General features: G+C 37.0%; 20 protein-coding genes. 9 read left to right on the top strand and 11 right to left on the bottom strand.

Going from position 1 to position 19,040, the window contains the following annotated elements; translation table 11 throughout:
- Nucleotides 1-8: 8 nt before the first annotated feature.
- The 7 genes from T8I65_RS08745 to T8I65_RS08715 all read right to left on the bottom strand — a co-directional run bounded on the left by T8I65_RS08745 (nucleotide 9) and on the right by T8I65_RS08715 (nucleotide 4,853).
- Entirely contained in the window at nucleotides 9-335 is a 327-nt protein-coding gene (locus T8I65_RS08745; protein ID WP_322300331.1) for a hypothetical protein, read from the bottom strand.
- Nucleotides 336-641 carry a DUF6787 family protein gene (locus T8I65_RS08740; protein WP_322300330.1) on the bottom strand — a complete coding sequence of 102 codons (306 nt, stop codon included), beginning with the start codon at nucleotides 639-641 and terminating at the stop codon, nucleotides 336-338.
- 29 nt (nucleotides 642-670) lie between these two features.
- Complete coding sequence (locus T8I65_RS08735; RefSeq protein WP_322300329.1) at nucleotides 671-1,090, bottom strand: DUF6146 family protein; 420 nt, start codon at nucleotides 1,088-1,090, stop codon at nucleotides 671-673.
- Between the two features lie 30 nt (nucleotides 1,091-1,120).
- A complete protein-coding gene (locus T8I65_RS08730) occupies nucleotides 1,121-1,669 on the bottom strand; it encodes a hypothetical protein (RefSeq protein WP_322300328.1) in 549 nt (182 codons plus the stop codon).
- A gap of 6 nt (nucleotides 1,670-1,675) precedes the next feature.
- On the bottom strand, nucleotides 1,676-2,629 hold the full coding sequence (locus T8I65_RS08725) for a D-2-hydroxyacid dehydrogenase (protein ID WP_322300327.1): 954 nt from the start codon (nucleotides 2,627-2,629) through the stop codon (nucleotides 1,676-1,678).
- Nucleotides 2,630-2,646: 17 nt separating this feature from the next.
- Entirely contained in the window at nucleotides 2,647-3,714 is a 1,068-nt protein-coding gene (serC, locus tag T8I65_RS08720; protein WP_322300326.1) for a 3-phosphoserine/phosphohydroxythreonine transaminase, read from the bottom strand.
- Between the two features lie 74 nt (nucleotides 3,715-3,788).
- Nucleotides 3,789-4,853: an acyl-CoA reductase gene (locus T8I65_RS08715; RefSeq protein ID WP_322300325.1), complete on the bottom strand. Its 1,065-nt coding sequence runs from the start codon at nucleotides 4,851-4,853 to the stop codon at nucleotides 3,789-3,791.
- Between the two features lie 134 nt (nucleotides 4,854-4,987).
- Here T8I65_RS08715 and T8I65_RS08710 point away from each other — a divergent pair, with 134 nt between their 5' ends.
- Entirely contained in the window at nucleotides 4,988-5,338 is a 351-nt protein-coding gene (locus T8I65_RS08710; protein WP_298247220.1) for a 4Fe-4S dicluster domain-containing protein, read from the top strand.
- 43 nt (nucleotides 5,339-5,381) lie between these two features.
- Here T8I65_RS08710 and T8I65_RS08705 read toward each other — a convergent pair whose 3' ends face one another.
- Entirely contained in the window at nucleotides 5,382-6,260 is an 879-nt protein-coding gene (locus T8I65_RS08705) for an AraC family transcriptional regulator (protein ID WP_322300324.1), read from the bottom strand.
- A 212-nt stretch (nucleotides 6,261-6,472) separates the two neighbouring features.
- Between T8I65_RS08705 and T8I65_RS08700 the strand changes: the two genes are divergently transcribed.
- On the top strand, nucleotides 6,473-7,057 hold the full coding sequence (locus T8I65_RS08700; protein WP_322300323.1) for a hypothetical protein: 585 nt from the start codon (nucleotides 6,473-6,475) through the stop codon (nucleotides 7,055-7,057).
- A 65-nt stretch (nucleotides 7,058-7,122) separates the two neighbouring features.
- On the opposite strand, the gene T8I65_RS08695 is transcribed toward T8I65_RS08700, so the two are convergent.
- A complete protein-coding gene (locus tag T8I65_RS08695; protein WP_322300322.1) occupies nucleotides 7,123-8,397 on the bottom strand; it encodes a carboxypeptidase-like regulatory domain-containing protein in 1,275 nt (424 codons plus the stop codon).
- A gap of 288 nt (nucleotides 8,398-8,685) precedes the next feature.
- On the opposite strand from T8I65_RS08695, the gene T8I65_RS08690 reads away from it, so the two are divergent.
- The 6 genes from T8I65_RS08690 (at nucleotide 8,686) to mscL (ending at nucleotide 16,726) form a co-directional block, all read left to right on the top strand.
- The gene (locus tag T8I65_RS08690) at nucleotides 8,686-9,882 is read left to right on the top strand and encodes a hypothetical protein (protein WP_322300321.1); all 1,197 of its coding nucleotides are present in this window, start codon (nucleotides 8,686-8,688) and stop codon (nucleotides 9,880-9,882) included.
- Between the two features lie 149 nt (nucleotides 9,883-10,031).
- Nucleotides 10,032-11,126: a redox-regulated ATPase YchF gene (gene ychF / locus T8I65_RS08685; RefSeq protein WP_322300320.1), complete on the top strand. Its 1,095-nt coding sequence runs from the start codon at nucleotides 10,032-10,034 to the stop codon at nucleotides 11,124-11,126.
- A 155-nt stretch (nucleotides 11,127-11,281) separates the two neighbouring features.
- Nucleotides 11,282-13,144: a DNA topoisomerase IV subunit B gene (locus T8I65_RS08680; RefSeq protein WP_322300319.1), complete on the top strand. Its 1,863-nt coding sequence runs from the start codon at nucleotides 11,282-11,284 to the stop codon at nucleotides 13,142-13,144.
- The gene (locus T8I65_RS08675) at nucleotides 13,141-13,632 is read left to right on the top strand and encodes a hypothetical protein (RefSeq protein WP_322300318.1); all 492 of its coding nucleotides are present in this window, start codon (nucleotides 13,141-13,143) and stop codon (nucleotides 13,630-13,632) included. The genes T8I65_RS08680 and T8I65_RS08675 overlap by 4 nt, the downstream gene beginning before the upstream one ends.
- Complete coding sequence (locus T8I65_RS08670) at nucleotides 13,632-16,280, top strand: DNA gyrase/topoisomerase IV subunit A (RefSeq protein WP_322300317.1); 2,649 nt, start codon at nucleotides 13,632-13,634, stop codon at nucleotides 16,278-16,280. The genes T8I65_RS08675 and T8I65_RS08670 overlap by 1 nt, the downstream gene beginning before the upstream one ends.
- Nucleotides 16,280-16,726 carry a large conductance mechanosensitive channel protein MscL gene (gene mscL, locus T8I65_RS08665; RefSeq protein ID WP_322300316.1) on the top strand — a complete coding sequence of 149 codons (447 nt, stop codon included), beginning with the start codon at nucleotides 16,280-16,282 and terminating at the stop codon, nucleotides 16,724-16,726. Before T8I65_RS08670 ends, mscL begins: the two co-directional genes overlap by 1 nt.
- A gap of 2 nt (nucleotides 16,727-16,728) precedes the next feature.
- On the opposite strand, the gene T8I65_RS08660 is transcribed toward mscL, so the two are convergent.
- Together T8I65_RS08660 and T8I65_RS08655 are read right to left on the bottom strand one after the other, a co-directional pair.
- Entirely contained in the window at nucleotides 16,729-17,109 is a 381-nt protein-coding gene (locus tag T8I65_RS08660; RefSeq protein WP_322300315.1) for a DNA topoisomerase IV, read from the bottom strand.
- A gap of 30 nt (nucleotides 17,110-17,139) precedes the next feature.
- Entirely contained in the window at nucleotides 17,140-17,559 is a 420-nt protein-coding gene (locus tag T8I65_RS08655; RefSeq protein WP_322300314.1) for a helix-turn-helix transcriptional regulator, read from the bottom strand.
- 280 nt (nucleotides 17,560-17,839) lie between these two features.
- On the opposite strand from T8I65_RS08655, the gene T8I65_RS08650 reads away from it, so the two are divergent.
- A complete protein-coding gene (locus T8I65_RS08650) occupies nucleotides 17,840-18,997 on the top strand; it encodes a DUF2817 domain-containing protein (RefSeq protein ID WP_322300313.1) in 1,158 nt (385 codons plus the stop codon).
- The last annotated feature ends 43 nt before the right edge of the window (nucleotides 18,998-19,040 follow it).

The raw sequence follows: 19,040 nt of genomic DNA, 5'->3' as shown, positions 1-19,040 counted from the left end.
TTACTGAATTATCCTGTAATAGATAAAGCAGGTGGACCACGTAGCTCATAGCACAATGGTTCATAATCATTTAATAATCGATAATAATCGTAGGTAAGAGTAGAGGTATAGAAAACCTGAGCAAATTCAAAACTCTGGAAGTCCAGAGATATTATTGGATTCTCTTGAAACTTATGAAGTTCGCAATCTAAAGACTTTTCATGATAATGCTGATCTGCATAATTATCACACAATTTATGTCCATGACCTGAGAAAGTATGAGAAAAACTCACTCCGGTAGGAAGCAGTATAAGGACTGCTGTAAATGTTAGGAGTATGTTCTTCAGTAAAGCCATTTAAGAATTGAACATTTTAGCAAAACCCAGTCTGCTCAACATTTTCTTTTCGAAAGCCCAGAAAAATTGAAATTGACCAAAGATCCAACCAAAACTAACCAGTAAAACCTGGTAGATTGGAAAGATCAATAAAATTCGAAGTGTCCAGTAAATGCTCCAATGTGTAGTTTCAGAAGTGATTCCGAGAAATTCACAGAGCGGACCAGCAATTTTCGCAGAGGAAGAACCCGTGATGGCAAATACCAGCAATATGACGAAGAGCTGCCAGTTATCATCAATTCCCCATCTAGCCTTCAATTTTTTCATACGGCAAATATACGATTTTGCTTAAAAAATCAAATTCGTGTAGGAACACTAAATCGTTGATTGTAATGTCTGCTGAAAAAAACAAAATAATTGTACAGCAAATAATTCACCTCATACCCATAATCTATATTCGGATCGTAGTTTATTTGATTGATATATAAATTAGGATCGTAGGTTTGTGGCTGCATAACCCTCGTATTATATTCAGTTACCAAAAACTGATTTTTATTCTCCAGATAAGACTGCGTGTGATATCCTCTTGGTCGTGCAACAGAGTTTATAAATAAATTAAAACCTGGCTCAATAATGATAATTTCATATTCGAGACTATCATTGGCTATGCGAACTGTATCATTAGTAGCATCCTTGTTCTTTATATCTCTTGATCTCCCGGAGCCACAACTATATATAAATAAGGCTAGTAGGCAAATGTAAATTAGATTCTTCATAAGATTTTAATTAGCTGCAATAAGCGTTCCTTATTTCCCTCCTGTATAACCTCCTAAGATGCTATCTTCGGAAGAGTCTTTATCTTCCAGTGCAATTCTCCCGGCAGGTTTTATAAGATTGCCAGAGTCATTTGCTCCACTCATAATTACTTTTATAAATTCTGCTGAAGCTTTTTCAGAAGCACCTAATAAAGTTCTTTTAATTTCAGTAAGCTCCAATTTGCCATTTCTGGATTGAATTTCAGCAATGATTGAAACTGTAAAGTTTTCAGCAATAGTTGTAATTTTTACTGAACTATTAGACTCTATCTCGAATGTATCTTCGAGGAATGAATTCATCACCTTTTTATCTTCCGAAGAGATAATAGAACTATCCTTCAATAAATCTTCAAACTTCAAATCACTGAATTTTGCCAGCGCTGATCTGGATTTAGATAGTTCGACTCTTGAAATAGTCCACGGCAATAGACATGCGAATATTTCCAGAACCAACTCTTTATCCAGGTTTAATTCCTCATGAGTATTTTGGATGAGTTCCTTACCTGATGAAATTTTGAAAAGATCCAGAATATTTGCCATTGCCTTTTATTTTTTAAATATTTTGATAATTTGATGTGCCAGTTCTTCTCCAATTCTTTCCTGAGCTTCACTAGTTGCAGCACCAATATGCGGACTAAGGGAAATACTTTCGTTCATCAATAATTTTATAGCTGGGGAGGGTTCGTTTTCAAAAGTATCCAGAGCAGCAAAAGAAACTTTTTCTTCTTCGATCGCTACCAGGAGCGCTTCTTCATCTAAAATCCCACCACGAGCGGTGTTGATGATCCCCACACCCTTTTTCATTTTATCAAATTCAGCTTTACCAATAACTGGACTGGACTGTGCGGGAACATGTAAACTTATAAAATCTGCATGCTCTATTATTTGATCTACAGGTTCAGTCTTAATAGGAATAGTAACCTTCTGGTCATTATAGAACTCCAGTGTAATTTCAGTTTCTCCCACCGCCTTATCGCTGGCAACCACACGCATTCCAACTCCTAATGCAATTTTAGCTACTTCACGACCAATTCTTCCCAGGCCTATAATTCCAAGGGTTTTTCCACGCAATTCAGATCCACCAGCATAAGACTTTTTTAGATCCTTAAACCTTGAATCTCCTTCCAAAGGCATATTTCTATTGGAATCATGCAGTTTTCTGGCACCTCCAAAAAGATGAGCAAAAACAAGCTCTGCTACAGATGCCGAAGAAGCTTCCGGAGTATTTATTACAGAGATACCCTTACTTTTGGCGTATTCCACATCGATATTATCCATTCCAACACCACCGCGTCCAATAACTTTGAGATGTATACAATTATCGATTATATTTTTGCGAACCTCTGTTGCACTGCGTACAAGGAGGACACTAATGCCATTACTTTTCAAGTAATCTTCCAGTTGATCCTGGGCAACTTTTTTGATGATGACTTCAAAGCCGGCATCCTTTAATAGTTGTACACCACTTTGAGATAAACCGTCATTTGCTAATACTTTCATTTTAATATATGTCTGGATTAGTTTATTTCTTTCTCTAATTTCTGCATGAGATCTACTACTACCTGCACACTTTCTATCGATAGAGCATTGTACATGGAAGCTCTGTATCCACCAACACTTCTATGTCCGCTAAGACCATTTACGCCAGCATCTTTCCACATTTTATCGAATTGATCTTTATGAGCTTCATTTTTAAGGTTGAAAGTAGGGTTCATTGGTGACCTGTCTTCTTTCGCGGCGAAACCTTCGAACAAAGGATTACGATCAATTTCGTCGTATAATAGAGCAGCTTTCTCTGCGTTTCTTTTTTCCATAGCAGCGATACCACCGTTCTTTTTAATCCATCGCATGGTAAGCATGGAAACATATACTGCGTAAACAGGAGGTGTATTGAACATACTATCCTTGGAGATATGTACCTGATAATCCATCATACTTGGGATCTTCCGGTCAACTTTGCCTAAAATACTTTCTTTAATAACAACAAGAACAGTTCCGGCTGGTCCCATATTTTTCTGGGCTCCGGCATATATAAGGTCAAAATCTTCAAAATCTAGTTGTCTTGAAAATATATCACTACTCATGTCACAGACGCTGGGAACATCAGTTTTTGGAAATTCCTTCATCTGTGTTCCAAAAATCGTATTGTTACTGGTGCAGTGAAAATAGTCTGCATCTACTGGAATAGAATAATTCTTCGGAATATAATTAAAGTTCTTGTCTTTTGAGGATGCTACTTCTATCACCTCACCAAATAGTTGAGCTTCCTTGATCGCTTTAGAAGACCATGTACCTGTGTTTAGATAGGCCGCTTTGTTATCCAATAAATTATAAGCGGTCATTAAGAATTGCATACTCGCGCCTCCCTGAAGAAAAAGTGCTTTATAACCTTTATCCTGTAAACCCAGAAGTTCAAGAGCTAGATTTTGAGCCTCCTCCATAACCGACACGAAATCTGCACTACGGTGTGAGATCTCCAATATCGAGAGACCTGAATTATTAAAATTCAGAATTGCCTGGGAAGCTTCCTGAAATACTTCTTGTGGTAATATGCACGGACCTGCACTGAAATTATGCTTTTTCATGGATGTGTATTGTTAGTGTGTATTTACAAAGATGCCAAATTTAGAAGGTCTTTGCTGTTATCGAAATGATAAGATTAAAGTTTACTAAGGAATTCTATAGTATCAATATTATCTGCGTAATCCCAAAGTTCTGGTTGTTGTGTTTTACCAAACGCAACTTCATCGGGCTTTGGATCTTTCCTTACTACACACTGCAACTTTTCGGAATTGGAATCAAGAACTTCTTTCAGGTTATCTTCATCCTTATAAGTTTGATAAAAAACTGTTGCGATAGGAGAACCAAAACTTTCATCCTCTTTCAGCATTAAAAAACCATTATCAAGGATTTTATATTCACTCATTAAATAAACTGCCTTGTTGTAATCATAATTATTGGCATATTTATTTTCGTTGATAATAGTATTCCAGGAATACATCGCCTTGAAGAACTGGTCAAAATCATATCCTTCAGGTACATATAATTTAGATACGTTACGGCAACCCAAACCATAATAAAGAAAGATGTCTTCACTTAAAGCCTCAAGCTCCTCTTTAGACTCTTTTCCAGTAAGGATAGCGATAGAATTCCTGTTCTTGCGAACAATGCTTGGTTTTCCTTTAAAGTAATATTCAAAATATCGGGCAGTATTATCACTCCCGGTTGCGATCACTGCATCAAAGTTCTCTAATTTCCCTTTGGTGAATTCTATCCTGTTCTTATATTCTGAATTCTGCTCGATAAGAAATTGAGCGATAAGAGGTAGTAACAGCTCATCACTGGAGGATTGCTTTATCTGTATGTTGTGATCACAGATGATCGTGGAAATAAAATCATGGAAACCAACCAGCGGAATATTTCCAGCCATAACAATCCCAATTTTTTTTCCACCAGAATTGGAAAGATCATAGCGACCTATCCATTTTTGAATATTCTCGAATTTTAATGCTTCGCTCCACTGCTGAAGTGAGAATATAACATTTTCCCGGGTAAACCATCCGTTACGATGAATGGAAGCATCGATCTTCTCATGCATTTCGTTAGTAAGCTCATCTAATTCTGAAAAATCCGGATGTTTTTGAACTCCATTGATCTGAAACTGACCTAAAAATTTTCCTAATGCAACAAGGTTTGAAGTATGCTCTTCGATTGTCATGTTCATATTTGGTTATGAGGGTGGCCTATCTTAAATTTGTGAAGCGAAATTAAAGTTTCCGAAGCTATTAACCATAATTTTCTCTAAAAGCTCAGGTCTTTTTTCGCTCAGTACTTAAATTTACCAATAAAAACAGAGCTATGGCAATTGTAATAACCGATGAATGTATAAACTGCGGTGCATGTGAACCAGAGTGTCCTAACACGGCAATTTACGAAGGTGCAGATGACTGGAGATATGCAGATGGAACCGATCTAGAAGGTGATGTGGTACTTCCCGGAGGGAAAGAGGCCAACGCAAACGAAGCTCAGGAACCTATAAGTGACGAAATTTACTATATAGTACCAGATAAATGTACCGAATGTAAAGGTTTTCACGAAGAACCTCAATGTGCGGCAGTTTGTCCAGTAGATTGTTGTGTTCCAGATGATGAGCATGTTGAATCTGAAGAAAAATTACTTCAGAAACAAAGTTTTATGCATCACGACTAAAGATCAAGTTATAAAATACAAACCCGCCATTTGGCGGGTTTTTTTATGTAACGCTAAATTTTAATTCACTTCTATAGACTGATGGTGACCTCCCAGTAAATGCCTTGAATTGTTTATTGAAATGACTAAAATTATTAAAACCACTTTCAAAGCAAACATCGGTTATGCTAATCTGTCTTTCGTGTAATAGTTTAGCTGAATGCGCAAGTCTGTACTCATTTACAAACTGAGTAAATGTTTTTCCGGTAATTCTTTTAAAATACCTGCAGAAAGCTGGGTTAGTCATACTAACCTTATCGCTGATCTCCTTTAAACTAATTGGTCTCTGGAAGTGCTCTTTTACAAAATTAAAAATGATATTGATCCTGTCATTATCCTGTAAGTTAGTTTCCAGCAGAAAACCTTCAGCATTTAAAATCGTATAATCCCCAGTTTTTTCAAGTGTATTCAAAACTTCCAGTAACCCAAGCAATTTTTGAAAAGGATTGAGCTCTCGTAAAGACTCAATGATAGCTCCTATACCACGCTTGGTGTCACCATGAAAAACGATTCCTTTTTTTGCTCTCTCGAGCAGGTTCTGAATTCGTGACATTTCAGGCGCGTCAAGAAATTCATTGCCAAGAAAATCATTTCTAAACTGTATCACCGTTTCGCAATTATGATTAGTGAGCCCATCGGTAAAAGCACAATGGGGAAGAAGCGATCCAATTAATATGAGATCACCATTCCTGTAATAAGATATATGACTTCCTATCTGCCGCTTTCCGCAGCCGCCATTCACGTAAACCAGTTCGACCTCCGGATGATAGTGCCAAAAGGTCTTTTTCGAACCAACCTGGAATTTATCATGTGTTCTATATGAAAATGAACTCCCAAATCCAGGTTCTATTCTTTCCAGCCTTGGTTTTGATGTTGTATTCATAATATCGAGATTTCATCTAAAATTACACCTGAATAGTAATTGCTTGTATTACAAAATTAGCAATTATATGTGCTGGATTAACCGATAACGTTTGAAATGGATTGTATCTAGGTAATTGAGTACATAAACTGGATCATCTAACGCTACTTTAGTAGGTAGATCTAGGGTAAGTTTACATCAGTTAATCCAAGTATAACTTAAAACCTTAGATTATGAAAAACACAATTAACAATTTCGTAGTAGCAATCATGTTACTGGTATCATTCAGCAGTTCTGCCACAGATGGTGTGAACCTAAAAGTAGAGAATCAATATGATCTGATCGTAGATATACAGAAAACTGAATATGGATCTGAGCTTAGTCTTTTAAACCAAAATGCTGAGGTTATATTCAGAGATCAGCTGGATGAGGACGCCAGATTTTCGAAGAAGTTTAATTTCGATTCGCTAGACCACGGGGAATATTTACTGGTTCTGGATAAAAAGTATTGCAAGTCTACCACTGTAATTACGAAAGTAAAGGACCAAATTAAAATTGATCATGCTAATTACAAATTCGCATTCAAACCATGTTTTAAAATAGTGGATGATCAGGTAGTGGTTTATATGCCCAATCTAAGCGAATCGAAACTTAGTGTTGAAGTCTTCGATAAGAATGGTGTTAAGGTTGGTAATTTCCAAACGAGAGAAACTGAACTTAGGAAGGCGTTTGATTTCTCGGAAGTAGATTCTGGTAAATACACCTTTATAATTGAAACTTCTGAAGATAGTTTTGAGCAAACTATTGAAATAGGATAACCATTTCGATTTCAAGTATAAAAAAACCCGCCGACTGGCGGGTTTCTGATTTTTTGATTTTAAGTTTAATCCATTTTACGTTTGATCTTATCAATTGCATTCTGAATAGACTTTTCGGGTTCGATAATATTGTTATTACCCCAGAATTGTGAGTCATAGAATCCAGAAACATCGTCTACCATCACGATATTAGGTCTTATTAATTCCTGGTTCATTTTAAATTCTTCTTCAGAATATGGCTGCCAGTCGGTCACAACCATTTCGCTATTGATCTTGTATTTAGAATTGAAGATCTTACGTTTCCAGTTAACTACATAATCCATCTGCGCTTTTCCATAGGCAAAGTGCCATTTCCCATTATTCTGAGCGTAATCAACCTGGTAATTCAACGCTGTAGGATAAACTTTCGCTCCATTTGGTTTTTTCTTTACAAACATCTCCTGAGCAGCATTTCTATTATCTACGTTCAGGTTATAATCAGCTTTAACCAGAGTTGAAGTTTCAGCATCGATAAAAAGTTTCCCGTAATACCATGGATCTGACTCATCACGTTCTCTAAAATTTACAACATAAGTATAACGATCATTGATCTTGGCAGGCTCACCAAAGCTAAAATCGTAGCTATCCATCATACGTGGTCTAAGCACATACTCTGTATATTTCATCATATCCAGGTATAATGTATTAAAAGGGCCACCGCGTAACTTTAACGCCAGGGTGTCCAGTTTATCATAATCTGTGCTTTTTCTAGCCTTATATAGAGATACAAGATCTTTTTTGCTATCCTTGTAAGATGTTTTGTGGATCTTTACAACTGCTTCAGATAAGCTAACATTACTCCATCCTTTCTTGATTGTTTCCCGGTAAAAGGAAGTCATGATACTTTGATCTGAAAGATAATTTTCATCCTTTTTGTCCAGCATGTCCTGAACCAGCAGGCGTGGATTAGTTGCTTTATATAAGCTAACTTCCGTAAGTTCTTCCATAGTTTCTGAAAGTTCTATACGGGTGTCTTCTGGTTTAAAATAATCCAGGGGAAGGGTTTTACTTTGAAATCCAAGAACAGATATGGTCACGGTAGCTTCAGTCATATCCTCTGGAACTTTGAGGGAAAACACACCATCAGCATTCGTGATGGTTGAAATGTTACTATTATTCAGGGAAAGGTATGCTGAAGAAATAGGTCTTCCGGTTCTCTCATTCACCACTTCACCTTTATATTCATTAAACGCTTTAGCCGAAGGCTGAAAAGCATATATCTGTAATGAACATAGAATAAAACTAAGAAAAAATAGCAGGCTACTTTTTCCTGAAATAGGGTTTAAAAGTTTTGCATTCATAGTCATATTATTAAAGTTTACTTAAACTTATACAATATAACCATTTAAAAGCTTATAAAGATGTGAATCAGTTAATTATTGAACTGAACGATTGTTAATCTTTCAATGAAATTGAGTATTAAATGTTTTCTATAATTTCGTCCTGAAAATTGTCAAACCGCAGATACTTATTGTATCAGTTATCCACACATTTAACTTGAAGCTAGTCTTTAATCAATCAATTTTTCGTGTGGCATGAAATATGACCATCAATTCTTCGTTATCAAAGGATTTCAAAACCAATCAATTATGCATAAAGTATTTTTTGCTGCTCTCTTTATTATCTTCGGAAGTTTTTCAGCTTCAGCACAACTATATAGTGAAGATCAGAGTGCTTCAGTTACCGAGCAGGTATTAAAAGAACTCAACCGGGAACGTTCATTACTAAGTCAGAATCTGGAATTCAGAATTAAAGAGATCGATTCCAAGATCACCAATCTGGATGAAAGCATTCGTACTTCAAATTCGGCTTCAGAAAAAGTAGAGAAACTACTGGAGCGAGTTAAGTTTTTAGAGCAGCGCCAGGAAGAGATCGACAAAAATACGGTAAGTGTCTACAAGTACAATTATAGCTCAGCTGTTCTTAACCTTGCTTCTATGGAGCGTGAAATAAAACCTCTAAGCCTTTTTAATAGTTCCCGTGAATTCTACTCCACACTTGACAAAGTGAGTAATCCAATGAACTATGATGGATACCAGCAATGGTTTGGCAGATTCAAAACTTACATTGAAGAAGAGAAAGAAGACGATGCTAAGCTGGAAGCGCTTAATCATATGTTGCAGGTGACAGGTGATCTGGCAAAAGGAACACCGTTTACGGGAATGTTCGCCGGAAGCCTGATCGATGGAATCAGTCAGTTTGTTGGTTCATTAAATAGGAGAGATAAAGAGTTGAGGGAAAAAAGCATCAAAATGCTCAAACTCACCACTAGTATTTCACAATTTACACATGATAAAGACCTGATCGAAACCGAATGGGAAGGAATTAATAAGAACCTTAATGAACTTAAAGAATTGCAACAGGAAGCTATTGAAGACAACATGGTAGAGATCCTCGGAATCTCCCGCAATGGTTTTACTGAAAAATTCACCAACGAAACTGATGCTAAAAAGCGAACACAGTATATTCTGGATATTTCCAAAATCGCTGAAAATAAAATCGTAGAAGAGCGAAAGTCCAATCCGGAAAACTGGAAACAGGAGTATCACGACCAGATGTTAACGGTACAGAATCTTAAGATTCGTTTTGGGATGCTGACCTTCAGAATACTGGAGAATCTGGAAAAATATGAAAAATTGATCGCTAAATATGAAAATGACCCATTCCTGAAGGATGAGATGAAAAATCTAAGATTGAAACTAGACCTGGTTAGAAATAGTTTTGAAAGCACATTTAATCCGCAGGAATATATAAGAGCTTCCAACGAAATGTATATTGTGGAGTAATTAAATTGTTTCAAGGTTTGTTAAAAGCCCTGTAATATATATTCACAGGGCTTTTTTTATTCCGTCAAGCTGCTAAAAGGATGTATGTTATTCTCGAATCTAATACCTATCTTTGCAGCCGCAAAAACAAAGCATCTAAATTATAGTATATGAAAGCCGGAATTGTAGGACTGCCAAACGTAGGGAAATCGACACTTTTTAATTGTCTTAGTAACGCTAAAGCACAAAGCGCAAACTTTCCGTTTTGTACGATAGAACCTAACGTAGGAGTTGTAAACGTTCCAGACCAGAGACTGCTGAAGCTCGAAGAACTTGTAGATCCTGAAAAAGTGATTCCTGCAACGGTGGAGATCGTTGATATTGCTGGTTTAGTAAAAGGAGCCAGTAAAGGGGAAGGACTTGGAAACCAGTTTCTTGGAAATATTCGTGAAACCGATGCTATACTTCACGTTCTTAGATGTTTTGAGGATGATAATATTGTACATGTAGATGGTTCTATAGATCCAATTAGAGATAAAGAAACGATAGACATGGAGCTGCAATTGAAAGATCTGGAAACTGCAGATAAGAAACTTGAAAAAGTTAAAAGGGCAGCCAGAACAGGTAATAAAGAAGCTCAGAAAGAGGAAGCTGCTTTACTTAAAGTGAAGTCTGGTCTTGAAGCTGGGAAATCTGTTCGAGCGATCGATCTTACTGAAGACGAACGTAAGGAATTTATCGCGCCTTTACAGTTTATCACAGATAAGCCGGTAATGTATGTTTGTAATGTAGATGAAGGTGCTGCTGTTGATGGTAACGAACATGTAGAGAAAGTTAGAACAGCTGTAGCAGAAGAAAATGCGGAAGTTCTCGTTCTTGCGGTTGGAACTGAAGCTGATATAACTGAACTTGATGATTTCGAGGAAAGACAGATGTTTCTTCAGGATATTGGGCTTGAAGAGCCTGGTTCAGCAAAACTAATTAGAGGAGCTTATAAATTGCTTAATCTTCAAACTTACTTCACAGCAGGAGTTAAAGAAGTTAGAGCATGGACCATTCCTGTTGGATCTTCAGCCCCACAGGCTGCAGGTGTGATTCACACCGACTTCGAAAAAGGTTTTATTCGTGCTGAGGTTATAGCCTATGACGAATATGTAAGTTTTGGAAGTGAAGCAAAAGTAAAGGAAGCTGGTAAAATGCGTGTAGAAGGCAAAGATTATATCGTTAAGGATGGCGATGTAATGCATTTTAGATTCAACGTCTAGTTTCAAGATTTGAAAATATAACCAATAACACTTCATTTTAAGTTCATTCTTTTAATTAACATCGTATCTAAAATCTTTGTTAATTACTTTCCTCTGGAACTGTTTCAGTTTTTCGGCTATTACCTTATATTTAGACCGAAACTCCATGAATCTATATGAGCGACAATACTAAATATACCGAAGATAATATTCGGTCTTTAGACTGGAAGGAGCATATTCGTATGCGACCTGGTATGTACATCGGGAAACTTGGAGATGGATCCAGCCAGGACGATGGTATTTATATTTTATTAAAAGAGGTTATCGATAACAGCATCGATGAATTCGTGATGGGTGCTGGAAAGACCATCGAAATTTCTGTGCAAAATCAACGGGTAATCGTTCGTGATTTTGGTAGAGGGATTCCTTTAGGTAAGGTTGTGGATGTAGTGTCCAAAATGAATACCGGTGGTAAATATGATAGCAGAGCTTTCAAAAAGTCTGTAGGTCTAAATGGTGTAGGTACGAAAGCAGTAAATGCTTTGTCTTCCTATTTTAGAGTAGAATCTTCGCGTGATGGCAAAAGCCATGCTGCCGAGTTTGCAAAGGGAGAACTTCAGGATGAAGAGCATCTTGAGGAAACTTCAAGAAGGCGAGGAACTAAGATCACCTTCATTCCAGATGAGCTGATATTCAAGAATTATAAATTCAGAAATGAGTATATAGAGAAAATGTTGAAGAACTATGTTTACCTGAATCCAGGTTTAACCATAGTTTTTAATGGTGAGAAATTTTATTCTGAAAATGGGTTAAAAGATCTCCTGGGGGACAGTATTAGTGAAGAAGATATGCTGTATCCAATTGTACACCTGCGTGGAGATGATATAGAAGCAGCGATCACTCATAGTAGAACGCAATATAGCGAGGAGTACCACAGTTTCGTAAATGGGCAGAATACTTCACAGGGAGGAACACACCTTGCCGCATACAGGGAAGCGATCGTTAAAACCGTTCGTGAATTTTATGGCAAGAATTATGAAGCCAGCGATATTCGTAAATCTATCGTAACTGCCATCAGTATAAAAGTGATGGAACCGGTGTTTGAGAGTCAGACGAAAACAAAATTAGGTTCTACAGACATGGGAGGAGAACTTCCCACGGTAAGAACTTATATCAATGATTTTATTAAAAGAAATCTTGATAATTATCTCCATAAAAACCCGGAAACGGCTGAAAATCTTCAACGAAAAATTCTTCAGGCAGAACGCGAGCGTAAGGATCTTTCCGGAATCAGGAAGTTAGCGAAAGACAGAGCTAAAAAAGCCAGTCTGCATAATAAGAAATTAAGGGATTGCCGCGTACATCTTGGCGACAGTAAACATCAACGATGTCTTGAAACAACATTGTTTATAACAGAGGGAGATTCAGCATCCGGTTCTATCACAAAGAGCAGGGATGTAGTTACCCAGGCAGTGTTTAGTTTGAAGGGTAAACCTTTGAATAGCTACGGACTAACAAAAAAGATCGTATACGAAAATGAGGAATTCAATCTGCTGCAAGCAGCATTAAATATCGAAGATTCTCTGGAAGATCTGCGTTATAATAATATTGTTATTGCTACAGATGCCGATGTTGATGGAATGCACATCAGGTTGCTGCTTATCACATTTTTCCTTCAGTTTTTCCCGGAACTAATTAAGGAAAATCATCTCTATATTTTACAGACCCCGTTATTTCGAGTAAGAAATAAAAAGGAGACTATTTACTGTTATAGTGAGATGGAGCGAAAGCAGGCAATGGAGAAATTGAAAGGTAAACCTGAAATTACCCGATTTAAGGGATTAGGTGAGATCTCGCCGGATGAATTTGTGCATTTTATAGGAGAAGATATTCGTTTGGATCCTGTAATGCTGGATAAAGACAAATCTATAGAGGAAATGCTTAGCTTCTATATGGGCAAGAACACACCAGACAGACAGGAATTTATTATTGATAATCTCAAATTTGAACTTGACCTGGTCAATGAACTTGGCGTATGAGATTTACCAATAAAAGTGAGGTCAAGATAATCCCATCGATCTATATCGTTCTTGTTGCGGTATTCGTTACGAATCTATTCGTAAATATAGAGATCATGGCTTCAGATTCTGAACAGGAAATAACCTTCAGTCATTTTCTGCCCAATATCGCCACCTTGCTTTTAGGTTTATACGTTCACCGGATTGGACAGGCGTTCGATTTTGACAGCGATGGAGAAACTTTGAACTTTAAAAATAATGGAGTATTTCTTTCAAAATTTATGGAATATCGCGTGAAGAAGGCTGAATTTCCGAAGAGAAAATTAGGGAAGTTCAAATTTTACGATGTTGGCATCTATTCTGCCCTTACGATCTATATTAACTCAAGAAGAAAAAAAGGATACCGGAAATATACTTTTAATACCACATTTTTAAACCGAAAAAAGAAAAGGGGCTTAGTGGATTCACTTAATAAAATTCTTGAAAACACCCCCAAAGTGACTGCCTAATGGAAGAAAACCTTGATGGAGCTCAGCAAGAGCAATTTGAAAGTAAGGAAGAATTAATAAAGGTAACCGGAATGTACAAAGACTGGTTTCTGGATTATGCATCATATGTAATCCTGGAACGAGCTGTACCGGCAATAGAAGATGGCTTTAAGCCGGTTCAACGTCGAATAATGCATTCAATGAAGGACCTTGACGATGGCCGTTACAATAAAGTAGCGAACATTGTTGGTCACACCATGCAATATCATCCCCACGGTGATGCCAGTATTGGAGATGCCATGGTACAAATAGGACAAAAGGATATTCTAATTGACACTCAGGGAAACTGGGGTAACATTTTAACTGGAGACCGAGCTGCCGCCCCAAGGTATATTGAAGCGAGACTATCAAAATTCGCTCTGGAAGTACTTTTCAGCCCGAAATTAACTGAATGGCAGTTGTCATACGATGGTAGGAAGCAAGAACCGGTAAACCTTCCGGTAAAATTTCCAATGTTGCTTGCCCAGGGTGCAGAAGGTATTGCCGTAGGTTTAAGTACGAGATTTTTACCACATAATTTTAATGAACTTATTGATGCCTCGATCAAACATCTTCGTGGTAAAACCTTCAAATTATTTCCAGACTTCCCAACGGGAGGTATAGTAGATATTTCCAATTATAATGATGGGAAACGTGGAGGACGCGTAAGAATTCGTGCACGTATCAATCAGTTAGATAAGAATACTCTGGTAATAAATGAAGTTCCCTACGGAACCAATACCGGAAGTTTGATCGATTCTATTCTGAAGGCGAATGAAAAAGGTAAGATCAAGATCAAAAAGATTGAAGATAATACTGCAGCTCAAGTAGAGATCTTGATACATTTACCTAACAATATTTCGCCGGACAGAACTATAGATGCATTATATGCATTTACTCAGTGTGAAAACTCATTATCTCCTCTAGGTTGTGTAATTATTGATCATAAACCTGTATTCCTGGGCGTTTCAGAAGTATTGAGAAGATCAACAGATCATACGCTTCATCTTCTTAAACGAGAGTTGGAGATAAAATTGAATGAGCTCCAAGAGCAATGGCATTTTGCATCGCTGGAAAGAATATTCATAGAAAACAGGGTGTATCGGGATATTGAGGAAGAAGAAACCTGGGATGGGGTTATTCAGGCGATAGATCGCGGATTGAAACCTTTTACTACCCATTTAAAACGTGAGGTTACCGAGGAAGATATTATAAGACTTACTGAGATTAGAATTAAAAGAATCTCAAAATTCGATATAGATAAGGCACAGCAGAAGATCGATGCACTCGAGGATGAGATCGCCCAGATAAAACACCATCTTGACAACCTTATAGACTTTGCGGTAGATTATTTTCAGAAATTAAAGAAAGACTACGGAACCGGCAAAGAACGAAAAACTGAACTCAGGCTATTTGAAGATATTGAAGCAACAAAAGTCGTTATTCGAAATACCAAGCTTTATGTGAATAGAGCCGAAGGTTTTGTGGGAACAAGTCTCAAAAAAGATGAGTATGTAACTGAATGTTCAGATATTGATGATGTCATATGTTTTACCGCCGATGGTAAAATGATGGTGACCAAGGTTGATACTAAAACTTTTATTGGTAAGGATATTATTCACGTGGCAATCTTTAAGAAAAAAGATAAACGTACGATCTATAATATGATCTACCGAGACGGGAAGGCTGGCAATACATACGTAAAAAGATTTGCCGTTACTTCAGTTACCAGGGATCGGGAATATAATTTAACTCAGGGTAAAAAGGATAGTAAAGTCCTTTATTTTACGCCAAACCCGAATGGAGAAGCTGAAGTAATTACAGTTTTACTTAGACAGGTGGGAAGCATCAGGAAAGTGAAATTTGATGTGGATTTTGCAGATATTTCTATCAAAGGCCGGAATGTCAAAGGAAACATCGTCACTAAATATTCTGTAAAACGAATTGAGCTAAAAGAAGAAGGTGTTTCAACGCTAAAACCTCGAAGAATCTGGTTCGACGAAACGGTCAAACGCCTGAATGTAGATGAACGAGGAGAATTACTAGGAGAATTTAGAGGAGAAGATAGATTACTGATCATCACACAGGATGGGGTTGCAAAAACAATCAAGCCAGAGTTAACTACCAGGTTTGATGAAGAAATGGTAATTCTGGAGAAATGGGTTAAGAATAAACCGATTTCTGCGATTTACTGGGAACCTGAGAAAGAACGTTATTATGTCAAACGATTCATAATCGAACATCCTGATAAAGAAGAGAAATTTATTAGTGATCACGAAGAGTCTTTCCTGGAAATGGTTTCTACAGATTATTTTCCAATGGCGGAGATCGTTTATACTAAACCGAAAGGAAAAGAGCGTCGCGAAAACGAAGAGATCAATTTAGAGGAATTCATTTCAGTAAAAGGAATAAAGGCCTTAGGAAATCAACTGACCTCAGAGAAAGTGAATCAAATCAATCTTTTGGACCCTATACCTTATGAAGGACAAAATGAGGGTGATACTGACGAAGATCAAGGATCAAAGGATTCCGAAGCAAATATAACAGGAGAAGATATTAAAAATGGGACGATCAAAGCACCAGAGAAAAAATCTGGCGGCGATGGTCAACCTTCGCTATTTGACGAATAATGGGGTTATTTAAAGAATTCAAGGAATTTGCTGTAAAGGGCAATATGATCGATATGGCCGTAGGTATCATTATTGGTACGGCCTTTAATAAAGTGGTTGATGTTCTGGTAAAGCAAATTATAATGCCACCATTAAGTATGATTACCGATGGCGTGAATTATGCTGACAGGAAGATCATTCTACGAGATGGTGAAGGAACTGAAGGTGCAGCAGATTATGTAAATGAAGTGTCAATTGGTTACGGACTGCTTATTGAGACCATGGTAGATTTTATCGTAATTGGTTTCGTTGTCTTTATAGTGGTGAAATTTATGAATCGCTTTCGGAACAAAGCTCAGGATCCAAAAAACACCAAGGTTGTTACCCCTAAAGATATTGAACTGCTCTCCAGTTTGAATGATCTAATGGAAGAGCAGAATAAATTATTGCGGGAAAAGCAAGCTTAAGTCTATTCTAAAACTTTTTTTACTTCTCCGCGGGCCTTTTGGGTTTCACCTACCTGGCCGTACTCGAACGTATAGCTATTCTTTGAAGTCGTGAGGATCTTCATGTGGATTGGCTTCTGTTCAGCCATATTCTTCGGATTGGTATTCTTGATAATATATTCACATGGATTGATCCATCGTACGGAACTTGTATCTGTCTTTCCCTGAAAAAACTCAATTTCAATCGAGTCATTTCTTATGAAAGTAGATTTTTGTAATTCTCCGTTTATATACGTTTCAAACTCAAAAGTACCAGTTCTAAAATTAGCACAGTTTCTGTTGGCTTCAAAACAAGAGCTCAATGTGAGTAACAGGACTAAGAAGAGTGGAATCATTTTGTTCATACTGCAAGGTAAGTTTTAATCAAATGAGAGTCAATTTTCAAAGGCTTCAAAACTACCATCCTCATAAAAAAATACTATTCGTTTCACCTTTTTGTTACTCGGAGATTTCTGATGGACCTGATCGTCCTTCGTAGCCCTGACTTCAGAATTTGTGGTTTGGGGTTCAGGAGCTGAGTGATCGGCTTTTATTTGCTGTACACTTTTTTCATTAACTGAGTCGGTTTTGGGAGGGAAGGAGCCTTTACCATTCAATAACCAGTATAATTCCACCTCAGGAAAATTCTTGACAACTTTCATGACAAAATCTAAACTTGGTTTATTCCTGCCGGATAAGATATGAGAGATGGAAGACCTTCCAACATCAATTTTATCTGCAAAAGATGCAGCTGACAGATCGTAATATTCAAGGATGCGTTGCAGCCTTGTTCCAAATTGTTCCGTGTTTACCATTGTAAATTATTTCTCATTCTCCCATTGATTACAAATGTAAATATAGCATATTTTAGTGTAAATACACATCTGTAAACGACTGGATTCACATTAAACTAATACTTTATAAGAATAAATATAAACAGTTGATTACTAAAACGATAAAGTGTATTTTATTGAGATATGGATAAATTCCTATGCATACTACCATTGCAAAAATCAACTTATTTACAACTGTAAACTTTATATGGGTTTGCAGCTGTATACAATTGTGAATATTTGATTGTTTAATTTTGTGAACATGAAAGAGAAAGCAAGACTGTGGTTAAGTAATCGCGATTATGATAAAGCCAAATTCAGGAAAGTGGCAGGCCGTTATTTTCATAATAATCAACTGGAAGATTTTATTTCTATGCATTCAGATAGATTCGAATTTGAAACTATAGGTACTTCCGTAGAGCACAGGAATATTTACGGATTGCAAATTGGATCGGGTTCAAAGAAGGTTTTGATGTGGTCGCAAATGCACGGCAATGAATCTACAACAACCAAAGCTGTACTGGATTTTTTAAACTCAATAGCAGAGGATGTAGAAAATCTTTATAATAAATCACTTCTGGAAGAGACGAAATTATATATTATTCCTGTTCTTAATCCAGATGGTGCGGCGAATTATACGCGGGTTAATGCCAATAATGTAGATCTTAATCGAGACATGCAGGATCTTAGTCAGCCAGAAAGCAGATTGTTGATGAAGGTCTACCGGGAATTCCAACCTGATTTCTGTTTGAATCTTCATGATCAACGAACCATCTTTAGTGCTGGAGAAACAAATTTACCGGCGATCCTATCTTTTCTGACGCCTTCGAGCGATATAGATCGTAGTATCACGGGGGCACGTAAGGATAGTATGTCATTAATTGCTGGAATTGTAAAGGATTTGAAAGATGAATTAGGGGAGCGAATAGGGAGGTATGATGATGGTTTTAATATTAATTGTGCTGGCGACACCTTTCAAAGTTTAGGAACTCCGACTATTCTTTTTGAGGCAGGTCATTATCCTGGAGACTACAATAGGGATGTAACGCGAAAATTCATTTTTAAAGCTTTGAGAAGTTGCCTGGAGCAAATAATGAATGGGCAAAGTGCTGATCACAGGCAATATTTGAAGATTCCTGAGAATGCTAAATGTTTTCGTGATGTGATTTTAAGAAATGTAAACATCGAAGGAGATCAAAAGGATATCCTGATACAATTCAAAGAAACATTAGTTCACGATCGAATACGATTCGTCCCGGTTATCGAAGGGATTCACAAAGACTCAGTTTTATTTGGTCATCGTGAAATTGATGCAGCATGTAAAAAGATAAGTTTGATGGAAGAGGGCGAAATTTCCGAAAACGTTGTAGTTAATAAAATATTCTTAAATGATGAGATTTTCGAGCTAAATCCCCAATAAATGTGTTTTTATTTAGCAATAATTCAATGATTTTGTATTAATT

The organism is Christiangramia sp. OXR-203 (genome assembly GCF_034372165.1).
Classification (GTDB): domain Bacteria; phylum Bacteroidota; class Bacteroidia; order Flavobacteriales; family Flavobacteriaceae; genus Christiangramia.
The sequence above is the reverse complement of the archived record's forward strand: the minus strand, read 5'-3'. Positions and strand labels throughout refer to the sequence as shown.